The following is a 16,927-nucleotide window of genomic DNA, read 5'->3' as shown; positions in this document are numbered from 1 at the left end:
CTCCCACACTTCCCACACCTCCCACACCTCCCACACCTCCCACACCTCCCACACCTCCCACACCTCCCACACCTCCCACACCTCCCACACCTCCCACACCTCCCACACTTTGCAGCCCTATTTACCCTAGAATCATTACCATGTCTACTTGAATTTCAAGCACAATAAATCTACCAAAGTTAATCTAAATTTTTCCGGATCGTAACCAACCACTAATGTTTAAGTAAACAGTAAACCAAATTTAAAAGTCAAACACATTATGGCTACAATTTCTGTCAGCAATCTTAATGATAGTGGTGCTGGTTCCCTAAGACAAGCAATTACTGATGCTGCCGCAGGTGATACGATTCAATTTGACCCCAGTCTAGGTGGTCAGACTATCGCCCTCGCTAGTGAACTGTTAATAGATAAAAACCTCACTATTGATGGAGATGAAACAAATCCAGTCACCATAGATGGAGGGGGTGCAGCTAATGGTCAATTCCGTGTATTTAATGTTGATGATGGCAACGCTAATAACCAAGCTCAAGTTACCATTGATGGAGTAAACATTACAGGTGGGTTTGCTTTTGGAAGTAATGCTACTAACGCTGGTGATGGTGGTGGTATATTCAACAATGAAAATATCACTATCAGTAACGCTGTAATCACAGGCAACACCGCATCAGGTGATGGTGGTGGTTTCTATAACAACGATCTAGGCACCGCCAATGTTATCAACACCACTATTAGCAGTAATGAAGCTAACTACAACGGTGGTGGTGTCATGGCATTTGGTAATACAACCATTACTAATTCTACCATCAATAACAACGCAGCACTTGCTGCAGGTACTGGCGATGGTGGCGGTATTGCTATCTTTGGTACTACACAAGTTACTCAAAGCACCATTAGTGGTAATACAGCAAACGGTCAAGGTGGTGGTGTTTACGTCACTGCCGTTAATCCCAATTTAAACCATTTTACCAGTGCTACAATTTCCAACAGCACCATTACTGATAACTTTGCACAAACTCCCACTCTAAATAATGGTGGAACTGGCGGTGGTTTGGCAAGTTTCGCTTTAGATAGCACTCCCGATCAAACTGCTACAACTGTTACTTCTACAATTATTTCTGGTAACCGTAATAGTACAGGTGCTAATGATGTTGACGAACTAAGAGCTACTAGCAATTCCATCCAAAGCGGTGGCAACAACTTAATTGGGACAGGAAATGCTAATGCTCGTTTCAACGCTACAGCGGACCAAACCGGAGTCACTAACGCTGGTCTAGATCCTCTTGCTGATAACGGCGGTCTCACTCAAACCCATGCTTTACAATCTGGCAGTGCTGCTATTAACGCTGGCAGCAACTCTCTCGGTCTAACTACTGACCAACGAGGTACAGGTTTCCAGCGTGTTGTTAATGGTGTAGCTGATATAGGTGCCTTCGAGTTTGGGAACCCCGACCCTACCGACCCTACCGACCCTACCGACCCTACCGACCCTACCGACCCTACCGACCCTACCGACCCTACTCCAAATACCATTTTTGGTACTGGAAATGGTGATGTTATTAACGGTGATGGTCAGAATAATAGCATTGATGGTCTGGGAGGAGCAGATATCATCAACGGTTTGGGAGGTAATGATGAACTCCTTGGTGGTACTGGTAATGATACCCTTGATGGTGGTGCTGGTGATGATACCCTTGATGGTGGTACAGATAATGATGTTCTCCTTGGTGGTGGAGGTCAAGACAGTCTCCTAGGTGGTAATGGTGTTGATGACTTACAAGGTGGTGACAATAACGACATTCTTGACGGTGGTCTAGGTAACGATTTACTGAATGGTGGAAATGGTGCCGATACTTTCGTATTGCGCTCTGGTGATGGCAATGACCAGATTAGTGATTTTATGCCTGGTACAGACGATCTATTGTTGGATGGTTTGACTTTCAGTGACGTTACTGTAATTCAAGATGGTACTAATACTATTATCCGAGAAACTGCAACATCACAAGATTTAGCAACTTTAATAAATACCCAAGCTGCCGATCTTGATAGTAGTAATTTTGAGATTCCTGGTGGTATTGTTGGTACTGGAAATAATGATACGATTGAGGGTGATGCTCAGGATGACCTAATCCAAGGTTTGGATGGAGCAGATAGTCTCAGTGGTCGTGGTGGAGCAGATGAATTGCTCGGTGGTACTGGTGATGATATCTTGGAGGGTAACGGAGGTAATGATACTCTCATGGGTGAAGCTGAAAATGATATCCTCCGAGGTGGTGGAGGTCAAGACCTCCTCATAGGTGGTAATGGTAACGACCTCTTACAAGGTAATGGCGATCGAGACGAACTTATAGGTGGTAATGGTGGTGATAACTTAGAAGGTGGCGGGAATAACGACACTCTTGATGGTGGTCTAGGTAACGATTTTCTAAATGGTGGTTTTGGTGCTGACAGTTTCGTATTACGCTCTGGTGATGGCACTGACCTTATTTTCGATTACCAAGATGGTACAGATAACTTCTTGTTAGATGGTCTGACTTTCAGTGACTTAACTGTAGTTTCTAGTGGTGGTAATACTATTCTGCAGGAGACTGCAACATCACAAGATTTAGTCACTTTGTTTGGTGTTTCTGCTACAGCTATTAATGCTAGTGATTTTGCTACTATCTAGTTGAGCGCTCTTTTTCAAAGTCTAACTGATTGTTAAATTGATTTAGGACTTATAGCGATCGCCTCTTTGATTTGAGAGAGGCGATCGCTTTTGGCAATGTCCAGAATTAATAATATCATGTCCGGTTATCAAAAAGTATCTTTTCAAATTTCTCTCAAACCGTTCAGCATAAGTGCCTTCTGCAGACCAGTTGCCCTAGACCCGGAATTATTTATCATAGCATTGCAACCGTACGAATTAAACTGTAGAAAATTGCAGTTGTTAAATTCTTGATATTGGATTAACCAATATATGTACGGCACAGCTCACTATTCCCATCCTACGGAATGCTACGCAAACGCCACTAAATGCCTCTGGGAATTTCTTGTCTTAAATTTGAAGAGAACCATTAATATCGGCATTAATCACTTTACCTGTTCCACTTCTAAACAAACCGCGTTTGACTCGTTTTCCCACATAATTCTCATGGCGCCTGGGTAATTCTAGGTCAAGTGCAGAAGTTTTATGCTCTGTAACAATCTTGCTGTTTCCATAACTTTGATGCCAGCAAGTTCACATTTATAAGTTATCTGTTTAATTAGCTTAGAGTGCGGTATTTGGGTAAAGTAGGGAATTGTTTTTTTTACCGATATTTGCACCCTGTTTCCAATTATCATTTTTTCCAATTACTACAGTACCAATATTACTCTTCACTAAATAATTAACAACTAACTTGCTGGTGTTATGCAGGTAATTCTCCACAAAACGATTTCGATGATAACTTAATGCTTCAATGCTCTTATCCGGACTTGATATCACCAAATAGTTCTGATATCCTTCATCCTTAATATTTTAGGACTACCAATTTTCTTGATTGAAAAAATTAGAGTGAATTTACAATAGCAATCCTACCATATCTAGGATCGATATCAATTCCCATCACTTCAAAAGAGCTAAAATAACTACCATCAGGCGCAAAAATTGAGTAAGTTTTTTTTGTACCTGCTGGTAAGGATAAACATTGATTAAATACTTCTTGCCTATGCTCTAGAGGTAAAAAATTATGTTCTCCAATTCTCAATGCTGCTTGATTATAGAAAGAAAATTGACCTTGGAAGTTAAGGATGCCAGCAGGAGTTGCACATTGTTCGCACCACCTCAAGGCCAAAAACCATTTGGCTTCTGCAAGTCTTTGATATTCTCGGTTTGGGTTAGGGTGTTGTAAAACTTTGTATCCCCCTTCACTGGCGAAAATTGTTCCACCTAAAAACCCAAACATTATGCCAATGCTATTACTCATTTTGAACTAGCTCCATCCATAATGTGAGAGATATTGACTTTGATTGTGCTAATTTTTATTAGCGATGTAGCTCCTTGTTTGAATTCGGAAGATTCAAACAGAAACAATTTTTCTTAATTCACCTGATTTATAATAGTTTTCCGTTCTTAGAAACCTACAACTATCTGTAAAAATCTATGATTTTCCCGCTAGTCTTTCTATTTTTGCTTCACCCTGGTAGTGTAGGCACTCACCAGTCCACAAACTGTCACGGAGGATACGTGGCAAATCCGACGGCTCCCGTAGCTCACCGAATCACTTGATTTAAATTAGCATTCAAGTCTCACACGCAAGTAAAACCACAATGTTCACATTTCATAAGACGCTCTGACAAAGATAGACTGTTTGACATTCCCACAGCTAGAGCAAGTTTTAGGGCTAAGGAAGCATCTATCAATACATCTTGCACTTGTACTCTAACTGTCTTCTGAATTCATAAAATCCCATATCAGCACCTACTCCTCAAGCTAACCTTCTAGTGCAGGATGGCAGAAATAACTAAGCAGTTACAAAATCCTAAAAGCCTTACTAAGCAATAATGCATAAATTTTGCATTCCGCGTAGCGGATGGGGGTGGGTTGTGGTTTTTAGCCAAATAAGTAGTTAGTTGATGCAATGTATCTTTTCTAATATTAGCTATTCTACTGTGTAACTGAACTATCTTAAGTTGAGATTTTTTCCAGTTATTACAGAATTTAGTTTGATGTCTGTTTAGGTATTGAAGTCTCGATAATTTAGGTTCTAACTTTATTTTCGATTGAGCGCCTTCAAATTTATTAGTATTTTGAGGTACAGTTTCTGTCTTGAAACTAACAAAGCATATATCTGATACCCTACTAATAGTTACGGATTTAGGAGTAACATGATCCGGTAATATTTCAAATGTCTTTATCGAACCAATTCGTGGTAGTTTTATCTGATTAAAATCTAGGGATATTGAACCATCTAAATAATTAATAATTGGTTTTCTTTTGAAAAAATTCTTAAATGCTCGCTCGCCCCAGATACGAGACAGTCGGAACTGGAGCATTTTGTCAGATGAAACCAACTGTAATATTTAAGAAAAAAACTTTTTACTGTCCAGTTAGTTTTCTTTCATTATTAATTTTTCATTATTCATTATTCATTACTATTATACCTTTTTTCTTGAATTTAGGCGCTCCCCAAACTTTTCTAAAGCAACGCTTCCAGGCTTGTGATAAATATCTCAAAGCATATTGAGGCGCAGACTCAAGATACTTCATAGTACCAATAGTTATGTTTGTTTAACCATTGCTACCAAAAGCTTATGTAAGTCAAATTCTGTAGGAAATTTAATCTTACTATTAGGATTATTAGCATTCTGATTAAGAATGTTTATTCTTAACCAAAAACTACAATTATAAGCATCACGGACTACACCAGCGTGTTTGGCCAACAAGGTTTTTTGCTGGTTATTTGGGTGTAGTTTAGTTGGAAATCCTAGTAGCATAAAAATAGATAATTGGAGATTATTGTAGATAGTACCAGATTATAGATAACAGTTAAAAAACCTAGGTATCTTTCTACTCCCGACTCCTCACTCCCGACTCCCAAACCCGATTGGGATTTTCTGGTCTACTTAACTCAAAAGTGCTATAATTCAGAGACTTTTGACCTAACTCTAATATGGGGATCGCTCATATATGATAAGTTTTATACCTTACAAGTATCTTATCGGTTGTTAGACAGATACTCTATTATTTTCAGCATATATTTATTATTCATTTCATGGCTTGTTTTTTAATTAACCTTTGTGTACTTACTAGAGCTTTGTTTAACTCATAATTACGTCGCTGAGGATTTTTTAGATAAGCAAGTTGTTCTTCTTCTATCATCTCTACATCTTGCTGCACTAAACCATCAAGTAGTTTTTGAGCTGAACCAAATAAACTTTTTTTCACAAATCGTCTAAACCATTCTGGTAGTTTATGTAAACGCCAAAAGGCATGGAGTGATGTAAAGTGAATCAGATAAGCTTGGGTTTCTCTTTCATTAACAGGACATAAAAGACAGTAAATTTTAAAATCTTTCCCCAGGTTAGAAAGCCAATTTGGATATATATAACTAACATTTAATGCCTCGGGATGGAGTTGTCGTAAACTGGGAAATATTAATTGAGATATTGACCAAATTTTGTCAATTTTATAATAGCTTTGAGCCTCATAATAAGCATCTACTCGATAGTCATTTTCAGATAAGTCTATTAATTTTGCTGCTGCCCACGCTTGCCAATTTTGATGTAAATGTCCGTGGTGCATATCCATTAAATTTTCTACTAAATAAGAATAATGGGCGCGACATTTTATTACAGAAATTGTGGCAATATAATTAAGATGTTCCCACTCCGGAATTTCTAAAGGAGAGATTAAATTTGCTAATGATTTATCTCCAGGAAATAGCCAGATAAAACCATGTAGTTCAAGGACTGGAAAAGTCCGAATTTGACAACTAGGTAATTTTTGATTACTTGCTAAATAGGGTACATGAGAACATTTACCACTTGACTCAAAACGCCATCCATGATATGTACATTCTAATTCATCCGCGATCGCACGACCAGAACTAAGTTTGACAAAACGATGAGGGCAAAAATCTTCTAGAGCATGGACTTTTCCATTACAACCCCGGTAAAGAACGATGGGTTGATGCCAAAGGGTAATGCTTAAAGGTTGAGATTTCAGCTCTATACTACGAGCAACAGCATACCAATGATTTTGGTTAATTCCCAAGTTACGGATATCATGGTAGAAAGTAGTTCGAGGAGAAGACATATATCAGTTATCAGTTATTAGTTATTAGTTATCAGTTATCAGTTATCAGTATCTCTATGGAATAGGGAGGTTGGGGAGGTGTGGGAGGTGTGGGAGGTGTGGGAGGTGTGGGAGGTGTGGAAGGTGTGGGAGGTGTGGAAGGTGTGGGAGGTGTGGGAGGTGTGGGAGGTGTGGGAGGTTGGTTCGTGTGGGAAGTTGGTTCGTGTGGAAGGTGTGGGAGGTGTGGGAAGTGTGGAAGGTGTGGGAGGTGTGGGAGAAAAATCCGCTTTTATTCATGCAACTTCCGTATCCCCATCCTCACCATCCTCCCCATCTTCCCCATCCTCCCCATCTTCCCCATCTTCCCCATCCTCCCCATCTTCCCCATCTTCCCCATCCTCCCCATCTTCCCCATCCTCCCCATCCTCCCTATTAGGTGTGGCCTAATACCAATTTGAAAAAAGAATGTTACGAATAGTAATGGGGATAAAAAGATTTTACAGGAAATTTCTCTTTGAGAAAAAAGATGATTTTCGACTAAAAAATGGTCTTGAAGCCATTCATTATGACTCCTGACTCCTGACTCCTGACTCCTAAAAAATTCCCTAGGTATTTGTAGCAGACATTTATCAAAATAGTATAAGACCTTATTTTTTGGTCAAAAGTTAAAAGTCAAAACTCATGCATTAAGAAAAAAAAGAAGGATTTAAGAAAGGAAATTGTTTAATGTCATGTCCAAATAATCAATTATAAAACTCCGTTCCGCTTACGCGACCAAAAAACTTTCTCCCCTAAGTACCTTTTCTTTTCTTCTAGCTTCTGCCTTTTCCCTTCCTTTTTAATCGTTTTACAGGAAAATTTAACAATGATTAATATTCCAGGTTACCAAATTATTGCCAAAATTTATGAGGGTACTAATTCTATAGTTTATAGAGCTAAAAAAGAGCCAGATAATCACCCTGTTGTACTTAAACTTAGTAAAGGAAATTATTCTGCGGAACCTGAGAATAATCGATATAAAAAAGAATATGCAATTCTCAGGTCTTTAAATCTTTCTGGAGTGACCAAAACTTATGGATTGGAAAAATACCAGAATAATCTAGTAATAATTTTAGAAGATTTTGGTGGTGCATCTCTCAAAACATTAATTGCCTCAGAAAAATTTACTATTTTGGGTTTTTTAAGGTTAGCCATAAAAGTAGCTGAAAGTTTAGGTGAAATTCACAGTGCTAATATTATTCATAAAGATATTAATCCATCTAATATAATTTTTAATCAGACAACTGGGGAGTTAAAAATTATAGATTTTAGTATCTCTTCTGTGTTAAGTCGTGACAGTCATCAACTAGAAAATTCTAAACTTTTAGAAGGTACTCTGGCGTATATTTCTCCAGAACAAACTGGCAGGATGAATTCTCCTATAGATTATCGTACAGATTTTTATTCTCTGGGTGTTACTTTTTATGAACTATTAACTCAGCAACTACCTTTTAATAATACTGATGCTATGGAGTTAGTTCATGCTCATATTGCTAAACAACCGAAACCTCCCCATGAAATTAATCCAGAAATTCCACAGATAATATCAAATATTGTTCTGAAATTATTAGCAAAAACTACTGCAGAAAGATATCAAAGCGCTTGGGGTTTAATTGCTGATTTAGATGAATGTTTAAATCAGTTACAAATGACAGAAACAATAGTAGATTTTCCTCTTGGTAGTCAAGATATTTCTGATAAATTTCAAATCCCTCCAAAACTATATGGCAGAAAATCAGAAATTGAAGCATTAATAGCAGCATTTGAGCGTGTGCGTGAGGGGAGAAAAGAAATGATGTTAGTAACTGGTTATTCTGGTATAGGTAAATCAGCTTTGGTACAAGCAATTGCTCAACCAATTATTCGTCAAGGTGGGTATTTTATTTGGGGAAAATTTGACCAATTTCAACGTAGTATTCCTTACTCAGCAATTGTCGGTGCTTTTTCTGAATTAGTCAGAATTATTTTAAGTGAAAGTGAAGCTAAATTACATGAATGGAAAAATAAACTTTTAGGAGCTTTTGGTACTAACGGACAAATTATTATTGATGTAATTCCTGAATTAGAATTAATTGTTGGACCTCAACCCAAAATCCAAGAATTAGGGGCAAATGAAACTCAAAATCGCTTTAATATTATCTTTCAAAACTTTATTGGTTTATTTTGTAAACCAGAGCATCCCCTAGTTATTTTTCTTGATGATTTACAGTGGGCAGATTCGGCTACACTGAAGTTAATTAAATTAATGATGGTAGATGAAGAAACACAACATCTGTTGATAATTGGGTCTTATCGGGATAATGAAGTTAATTCAACTCATCATTTATTGATGACTTTAAATGCGATTCGTTCTCAATCTGGGAATATTAATCATGGTCAGATAAATCAAATAAATTTAACTCCTTTAAAGTTTGAACATATTACTCAATTAATTGCCGAGACGTTACACAATGACAAAAATTCTGTCAAAGAATTAGCAGAGTTAGTAGAAAGAAAAACAGGTGGAAATCCTTTTTTTGTGAATGAATTTATGAAAACTCTCTATCAAGAAAATTTGCTGAAATTTGATTCTGAACGGATTCGGTGGGAGTGGGATATGGAAAAAATTACAGCACTTGATATTACTGATAATGTAGTGGAGTTAATGATTGGAAAATTGGAAAAATTACCGACTTTAACTCAGAAAGTTTTAAGTTTAGTTGCTTGTGTAGGTAATCAATTTGATTTGAATACTTTGGCATTAATTTATGAAAAAGAATCTTATGCAACTTTTCAAGATTTATTACCTGCCATTCAGGAAGGATTAATTCTACCTACTTCAGAAACAGAAGCAAAAAATGTAGAATTGAATTTATATCCATTTTTAATTCTGAATTATAAGTTTTTGCATGACCGAGTACAACAAGCAGCTTATACTTTTATAGATGAGTCTGAAAAACAGGCTGTACATCTAAAAATAGGACGTTTATTTTTGAAAAATACTCCTCCAGAATATCGCGGGGAACGAGTATTTGATTTAGTAGATCATCTGAATATAGGGAGAACTTTAATTAAAGATGAACAAGAAAAAATTGAACTAGCAAAACTGAATTTAGAAGCTGCTAAAAAAGCCAAAGATGCGACAGCTTATGTAGCTGCTAAAGAATATATTACAGCAGGCATATCTCTATTAGATTGGGATTGTTGGAATCAAGATTATGATCTAACTTTTGCATTATATAAAGAAGGAGCAATAGTAAAGTATTTAAACAGTAATTTTTCCGAAAGTGAAGCCTTAATTAACATCATATTAGATTATTCAAAATCAATTTTTGAGAACATAGAAGTTTATAATTTATTGGTTATTCAATATACTTTACGGGGTCAGTATGAACAAGCAATTGCAGCAGGTAAAAAATCTCTAGCATTACTAGAAATAGAGCTACCAGAAACAGATTTACAGACAGCAATTAATCTGGAATTTGCCAAAGTCAAAGAAAATTTAGGGGAACAAGAAATTGCTGAACTAATTAATGAAAAAGATCGGCAGACATCAAAATCTAAAATAGCTTTAGAGCTATTAACAAATTTGATGGGATCTGCTTATTTAACAAATCCAGAATTATGGACAGTAATGGTACTAAAAGGTGTGAATATTTCCCTAGAATATGGTTCTGTTGCCGAATCATGTCTCTGTTATACTAACTATGGAATGATTCTCAATAGTTATTTCGGAGATTATCACTCTGCATATCAGTTTGGTTTGTTGGCATTAAAACTAACTGATAAATGGGAAATTTCGCGATTAAAATGTAAAGCTTGTGCTGGATTTGCTAATACATTAAGTTTTTGGTTTAAGCACATTAAAGAGTCTAATGTAATTAATCATGAAGGATATGGAGCTGCTTTAGAATCAGGGGATTTAGAATATGCAGGTTATCTTCTACATCAGACATCTCTTAATTCATTATTTCAAGGTCAACCTATCCCAGAAATATTAACAGAAATTAATCGGCACTTACAATTTACTCAAAAAACTAAAAATCAACTTTCGACAGATACTTTAATCGGAATTAAAAATATTCTAGAAAACTTGGCATCAAAACCTGAAAATCAGGATAATAACTCTCTAACCAAAGAACAAGTTGATTTCGATATTGACACAGATAAAGAACTAGAATATTTAGATAGTTGTCAACAACATAAAAACTTTTACTCCTTATGTATATATCTTATTTACAAATCATATCTTTTCTATTTGTATGGAAACTTAGATGTCGCACTGGATAGCATTTTGTCAGCTCAAAAATATCTAGAATTTATTACAGGTACTTTACCTACTACAGAATTCAATTTTTACTATTCACTAATTTTAACTGCCCTTTACCCAAATGTTTCTGAAGTTAAGCAAAAAGAATATTGGCAACAACTAGAAAATAATCAACAGCAGATGAAAATTTGGGCAGATAACTGTCAAGAAAACTTTGAACATAAATATTTATTAGTAGCAGCAGAAATGGCAAGTATTTCTGGAGAAAATATAACAGCAATAGACTTATATAATCAAGGGATAGAATCTGCTGGGAAAAATCAATTTATTCAACATGAAGCATTAGGTAATGAATTAGCAGTAAAATGCTGGTTAAATCAAGGTAAACTTAAGTATGCAAAAGTTCATTTATATGACGCTTACTATGGTTATCAAAATTTAGGTGCAAATAGAAAAATCAAAGATTTAGAAAATCAATATCCAGAGTTACAAAATCTATTAAAAGTTAAAAAATACATGATCGATCCTCATACTACAGCAATGTCTAGTGATACAAGTGGTGCTAGTCAATCCTTAGATCTAGCCACCGTTATTAAAGCATCTCAAGCAATTTCTAGTGAGATTGTATTGGATAAGTTACTATCTAAATTGATGAAAATTCTCATCGAAAATGCTGGTGCAGAAAAAGGCGTACTCTTGCTACAAAAAGAAGGCAAACTAATGAATAAAGCTGAAGCTACATTAGATTCTGAAGAAGTAGTAGTTCAAGAGACTCAAATGAATGAATCTGAAGATTTACCACTAACAGTAATTAATTATGTGGAACGAACACGTCAAGATGTTGTTTTAAGTAATGCTTTTGCTGAAGATCGTTTTACAACTGACCCTTATATTGCCAGAATTAAACTTAAATCTGTTTTATGTACCCCTATTATTAATGGAGGCAAACTTATCGGAGTTTTGTACTTAGAAAATAATCTAACTACAGGTGCATTTACTCCAGAACGTTTGGAGATATTAAGACTTTTATCATCTCAAGCAGCAGTTTCCTTAGAAAATGCAATGTTGTACGGTTCAGTCGAACAAAAAGTACAGGAAAGAACCCAAGAATTAAACGAAAAAAATATCCGACTAGAGCAAACATTGCACGAGCTAAAACGCACTCAATCTCAACTAATTCAAAGTGAAAAAATGTCAAGTTTAGGGCAGTTAGTTGCTGGAGTCGCCCACGAAATAAATAACCCTGTCGGTTTTATTTATGGTAATCTTTCCCCTGCCAGTGACTATGTTTCTGACTTACTAAATTTGATTGATTTATATCAAGAACATTATCCCGATCCTGTAGAAGAAATTCAAGATGAAATTGAAGATATAGACTTAGAATTTCTCATACAAGACTTACAGAAGCTTTTGAATTCTATCAAAGTTGGAGCAGAACGTATCCGAGATATTGTAGTTTCTCTGCGCAACTTCTCCCGCTTAGATGAAGCTGATATGAAACATGTAAATATCCATGAAGGTATTGATAGTACCCTACTAATTTTGCATACTCGTATTAAAGAAAAGTCAGATAAACGTGGAATTGAAATAGTCAGAAATTATGGTAATTTGCCACAGGTTATCTGTTACGCTTCCCAAATAAATCAAGTATTTATGAATTTAGTTGCTAATGCAATTGATGCTTTAGAAAATCGGCGGGATAAACAAGAAGAGTTTGACCCTAAACCGACTATTACAATTTCTAGTGAAGTAACAGATTCGGAAACAGTAAAAATCAAAATTGCTGACAATGGTAGTGGTATTAGTTCTGAAGCATTATCTAAAATATTTGACCCATTTTTTACTACTAAACCAGTCGGTGTAGGTACAGGTTTAGGACTATCAATTAGCTATTCAATTGTAGTAGAAAAACATGGGGGCGATTTGAGTTGTGTTTCTGAAGTTGGAAAAGGTACAGAGTTCATAATTGAAATTCCGATTAAACCGTAATAGGGAATAGGGAGTAGAGAGTAGGGAGTAGGAAGTAGAGGAGTAGGGAATTGGGAATTGGGAATTGAGAAAAAATCTTCACTCCCTCAATTTATGAAGTAAGTTCTACTGATTTTTTTATAGGGTTTCTCAAGTTACTCAGGAATTGGGAATTGGGAATTGGGAAAAAATCTTCACTCCCTCAATTTTTTTTATCGCGTTTCTCAAGTTACTAAAGAATTGGGAATTGGGAATTGGGAATTGAGAAAAAATCTTCACTCCCTCAATTTATGAAGTAAGTTCTACTTATTTTTTTATCGCGTTTCTCAAGTTACTAAAGAATTGGGAATTGGGAATTGAGAAAAAATCTTTACTCCCTCAATTGATGAAGTAAGTCTTACTTATTTTTTTATAGTGTTTCTCAAGTTACAGAGGTACAGTTGTTTTTCTACTCCCCTACTCCCTACTCTCTAAAATCAAATTTTCAAAATACCTTCTGGGTTTACTGATAGTAATTTTCGCCTTTGTAAACCCTCTCTAAAAAGAATTTCATTTGCTGCTAATAACCCACTACTAATAGCTCTTTCCATTAAACCACAAGGAAACGGCATCTTTACCCAATCTCCAGCAAACATTAAGTTAGAAATACCACTATTAGTTTCCGGACGTTCCTGATAACTACCTGGAGGATAAGCGGAAAAATTTTTCTGGTTTACTAATTCTCGATGCAGCAAATTAGCTTCTTTTAATTCCGGTACAATTTCATATAATTCTTGTGCAAAAGTTGTGAGTAAAATTTCTTGAGTGGGAAACTGTTTTTCTTTGTAACAATAAGCGTGTAATTCCACAACACTACCGCCTGTTTTTTTATGCCATTCAATGAATTGTTCTTGAATCCGATGATAGAGAGTAATACTATCAGTTAATTCATAACCGGATAGAGAGGTAAAATTGCTATGTTGCCAGTCAAAGTCTCGGTCAAACCAAAAACGACAGACTGCAAATGGGTCAGCTATAGGTAATTTTTGAACCTGAGATTTGACATTTTGATTTACTTCTCCTTCCATCAGATTAAATAAGTGTTGAACTCCCGGAACATCCGTAGCAAAAACATAATAATCTGCTTGAATTTCTGTGGAGATAATTTCTGACTTATTTTCCATTATGCCAACTAACTGTACTTTACTTTCTCGATTTTTAGTAACTTTGTAGCGGGATAAATTTCGTTTTGCCGGACTTGTTAATACTTTTCCTTTTCTATCATAAACTGCACCGTGACAAGGACAGTAAAAATTTCCATCTTCTGCTAATTCCACAGTACAACCTTGATGAGTACAAGTCAGAGAAATCGCTTCATCTGAATTAGCTTTAATCGCAAAGAGGCGATCGCTCGAACCAAAATAATTAACTTCCTTTTTGTTAATCTCTAAATTACGTTCTACCCAAAAAGGAATCAAACTTTTTACCTCTCCTAACTGATAACTAATTGAATTAATCTTATTGTCTTGCCAATTAATTTTACTAACACCAACATCAGTAAAAATTTTACCTCCCTTACTTTCAATTTCTTCAGCAATTGGTTGTACTAAACTTGTACCCATATCTTGCCTCGTACCATTAAAAGCTAAACCTTCTGGATTACCAAAAAAATAGAAGTGAAAAAACTGCATTAACTCGGCAACGCTCAACTTGTCTGGAGCATTAAGACTAGATTTAGCAAAAGGCAAAAAATACAGATCGTACAACCCTTGAGGAAAATCTTTTTCCACCCATTTAGCAACAGATAAATTATCAAATAGCTGATAAGTTTTCTCTACTTCAAAACCACCTATAGCTCGAAAAACCTCCCAATGTTTAGGTTTTGCTAAATTAATTCCCCATCTAAATCTATTAGGAGAAGAAATTCCTAAATCGACTATATTCCAAGGAAAAGCAGAACTACTAGGACGAAATACTTCTGGTTTATATTTTCCTTCTCGAAATACCACAGAATAAAATTCTAAAGACTGAAAATTATCGGTAATATTCAGTTCCGATACTAAATTATTCAGATTGTAATATTGAGGAAAAAAACCATGAAAACCATGTTCCATCATAAAATTTTCTCCCCCTACATCGACAGACCAACTAGCAATTTTTCCTCCTAGTTGTGGTGATTTTTCTAATAAAGTAACCGCAAAACCTCGCTGACTAAGTTCATAAGCACAAGCTAATCCTGCTAATCCACCACCAACTACTACCACACTTTTAGAATTGTTTAAATATCGTGGTAAGTCTAAATTATCTTGGGTAAAAACTGTTGGTTGGGGTTTCGAGAATCGAGTATAACCCAGTAAACCAGTAGTAGCTCCAATAGTTAATAATTTGAGTATTGTTCGTCGCGAAACTGATGGAAATGAGTTGAGATTAGTTAATTGATTCATCAGCAATAATTTGATTACTTTTGGAAATTTTAATTTGGCTGATTAACGCCCTGATATATTGTAATTTACAACATTATTTTTGGGTATAAATAATAAAATGCTTAATGTTTTCTCAAGTTTTTGAGAAATAAGAAGTATGAATAGTGGAAGAGTTTAATCCCCCCAAACCCCCCTTTGAAAGGGGGGCTTAATAATTTAGGTTTTCCTTGGAAAGGGGTGCTTAAAAATTCAGGTTTATGCCATAATTTTATTAAAATGGTATAGCATAATTTTGCTTTGAATAGTTGTAATAAAAAATGAATTGCGTAGGTTGGGTTGAAGAATGAAACCCAAAACTAATAGCTAAAGTTTTGCTAGTAAATGTGTTGGGTAGTTTGAAATTAAAAATATTGATTAGAATTGCGTAGGTTGGGTTGAAGAATGAAACCTAAAACTAATAGCTAGGGTTTTGCTAATAAATGTGTTGGGTAGTTTGAAATTAAAAATATTGATTAGAATTGCGTAGGTTGGGTTGAAGAATGAAACCTAAAACTAATAGCTAAAGTTTTGCTAGTAAATGTGTTGGGTAGTTTGAAATTAAAAATATTGATTAGAATTGCGTAGGTTGGGTTGAAGAATGAAATCCAACACTAATAGCTAGGGTTTTGCTAGTAAATGTGCTGAGTAGTTCTCAATTAAATATATTGATTATTAAATGACTTTAATAGTTAGGAAGTAGACTGCAAATGTGATTTTTATTTACTACTATCAATGTGCTGAAGCAGATATATAAATATAGCTGTAAGTTTATTTAAAGTGGAGGGTAAAATTCAGTGACCAATTTTCTTCTATCTAGTGCAGAAAGACCAAATTTTATTTTGCTCAAACAGATACAGCAATCTTCAATAATTTCTCAAAAAAAACTGTAGGGGTTTGGTCATATAAATCTCATTTTCGTCTGGGGAAAGTCGAGAAAACCCCTACCCAAAAATCTGACAACCTATCCAAGATTGCTATATAGAAATATCGTTGCAAGTTGATTTAAGGTAGAGGGTAAAATTCAGTGATAAATTTTCTTCTATCTAGTTCAGAAAGACAAAAGTTTCTTGTGCTGAAACAGATACAGCAATCTTCAATAATTTGTCAAAAAAAACTGTAGGGGTTTGGTCAGATAAATCTCATTTTCGTCTGGGGAAAGGAGAAAAAATCCCTACCCAAAAATCTGACAACCTATCCAAGATTGCTATATAGAAATATCGTTGCAAGTTGATTTAAGGTAGAGGGTAAAATTCAGTGATAAATTTTCTTCTATCTAGTTCAGAAAGACAAAACTTTATTTTGCTCAAACAGATACAGCAATCTGAAATAATTTGTCAAAAAAAACTGTCGGGGTTTGGTCAGATAAATCTCATTTTCGTCTGGGGAAAGGAGAAAAAATCCCTACCCAAAAATCTGACAACCTATCCAAGATTGCTATATAGAAATATCGTTGCAAGTTGATTTAAGGTAGAGGGT

At 35.5% G+C, this 16,927-nt stretch carries 9 protein-coding genes; 3 read left to right on the top strand and 6 right to left on the bottom strand.

The features are described from left to right. The first annotated feature begins 259 nt into the window (after positions 1 to 259). Positions 260 to 2,665 carry a beta strand repeat-containing protein gene (locus F6K40_RS30940; RefSeq protein WP_293141520.1) on the top strand — a complete coding sequence of 802 codons (2,406 nt, stop codon included), beginning with the start codon at positions 260 to 262 and terminating at the stop codon, positions 2,663 to 2,665. A 582-nt stretch (positions 2,666 to 3,247) separates the two neighbouring features. Here the strand turns inward: F6K40_RS30940 and F6K40_RS30935 are convergent. The 5 genes from F6K40_RS30935 to F6K40_RS30915 all read right to left on the bottom strand — a co-directional run bounded on the left by F6K40_RS30935 (position 3,248) and on the right by F6K40_RS30915 (position 6,775). Then, positions 3,248 to 3,466: a hypothetical protein gene (locus F6K40_RS30935; RefSeq protein WP_293141518.1), complete on the bottom strand. Its 219-nt coding sequence runs from the start codon at positions 3,464 to 3,466 to the stop codon at positions 3,248 to 3,250. A 61-nt stretch (positions 3,467 to 3,527) separates the two neighbouring features. Next, the gene (locus F6K40_RS30930; protein WP_293141516.1) at positions 3,528 to 3,944 is read right to left on the bottom strand and encodes a hypothetical protein; all 417 of its coding nucleotides are present in this window, start codon (positions 3,942 to 3,944) and stop codon (positions 3,528 to 3,530) included. 514 nt (positions 3,945 to 4,458) lie between these two features. Continuing rightward, a complete protein-coding gene (locus F6K40_RS30925) occupies positions 4,459 to 5,013 on the bottom strand; it encodes a hypothetical protein (RefSeq protein ID WP_293141514.1) in 555 nt (184 codons plus the stop codon). Between the two features lie 225 nt (positions 5,014 to 5,238). Next, a complete protein-coding gene (locus F6K40_RS30920) occupies positions 5,239 to 5,454 on the bottom strand; it encodes a helix-turn-helix domain-containing protein (protein WP_293141512.1) in 216 nt (71 codons plus the stop codon). Between the two features lie 271 nt (positions 5,455 to 5,725). Next, positions 5,726 to 6,775 (bottom strand): aromatic ring-hydroxylating dioxygenase subunit alpha, encoded by a 1,050-nt coding sequence (locus tag F6K40_RS30915; RefSeq protein WP_293141510.1) that lies wholly within the window; start codon positions 6,773 to 6,775, stop codon positions 5,726 to 5,728. A gap of 78 nt (positions 6,776 to 6,853) precedes the next feature. On the opposite strand from F6K40_RS30915, the gene F6K40_RS30910 reads away from it, so the two are divergent. Both F6K40_RS30910 and F6K40_RS30905 read left to right on the top strand, forming a co-directional pair. Beyond that, positions 6,854 to 7,201 carry a hypothetical protein gene (locus tag F6K40_RS30910; RefSeq protein ID WP_293141508.1) on the top strand — a complete coding sequence of 116 codons (348 nt, stop codon included), beginning with the start codon at positions 6,854 to 6,856 and terminating at the stop codon, positions 7,199 to 7,201. Between the two features lie 418 nt (positions 7,202 to 7,619). After that, a complete protein-coding gene (locus F6K40_RS30905; protein ID WP_293141506.1) occupies positions 7,620 to 13,031 on the top strand; it encodes a trifunctional serine/threonine-protein kinase/ATP-binding protein/sensor histidine kinase in 5,412 nt (1,803 codons plus the stop codon). 455 nt (positions 13,032 to 13,486) lie between these two features. Here F6K40_RS30905 and F6K40_RS30900 read toward each other — a convergent pair whose 3' ends face one another. Next, positions 13,487 to 15,433, bottom strand: a complete 1,947-nt coding sequence (locus tag F6K40_RS30900) for an FAD-dependent oxidoreductase (protein WP_293141504.1) — start codon at positions 15,431 to 15,433, stop codon at positions 13,487 to 13,489. Positions 15,434 to 16,927 lie beyond the last annotated feature (1,494 nt).

This window comes from Okeania sp. SIO3I5, assembly GCF_010672085.1.
GTDB lineage: Bacteria > Cyanobacteriota > Cyanobacteriia > Cyanobacteriales > Microcoleaceae > Trichodesmium.
Note: the sequence above shows the minus strand (reverse complement) of the source record. Positions and strands in the feature narration are given on the sequence as shown.

Coding starts and splice junctions, on each gene's coding strand:
- F6K40_RS30940 (WP_293141520.1), top strand. CDS start 260: ATGGCTACAATTTCTGTCAGCAATCTTAATGATAGTGGTGCTGGTTCC.
- F6K40_RS30930 (WP_293141516.1), bottom strand. CDS start 3,944: ATGAGTAATAGCATTGGCATAATGTTTGGGTTTTTAGGTGGAACAATT.
- F6K40_RS30925 (WP_293141514.1), bottom strand. CDS start 5,013: ATGCTCCAGTTCCGACTGTCTCGTATCTGGGGCGAGCGAGCATTTAAG.
- F6K40_RS30920 (WP_293141512.1), bottom strand. CDS start 5,454: ATGCTACTAGGATTTCCAACTAAACTACACCCAAATAACCAGCAAAAA.
- F6K40_RS30915 (WP_293141510.1), bottom strand. CDS start 6,775: ATGTCTTCTCCTCGAACTACTTTCTACCATGATATCCGTAACTTGGGA.
- F6K40_RS30905 (WP_293141506.1), top strand. CDS start 7,620: ATGATTAATATTCCAGGTTACCAAATTATTGCCAAAATTTATGAGGGT.
- F6K40_RS30900 (WP_293141504.1), bottom strand. CDS start 15,433: ATGAATCAATTAACTAATCTCAACTCATTTCCATCAGTTTCGCGACGA.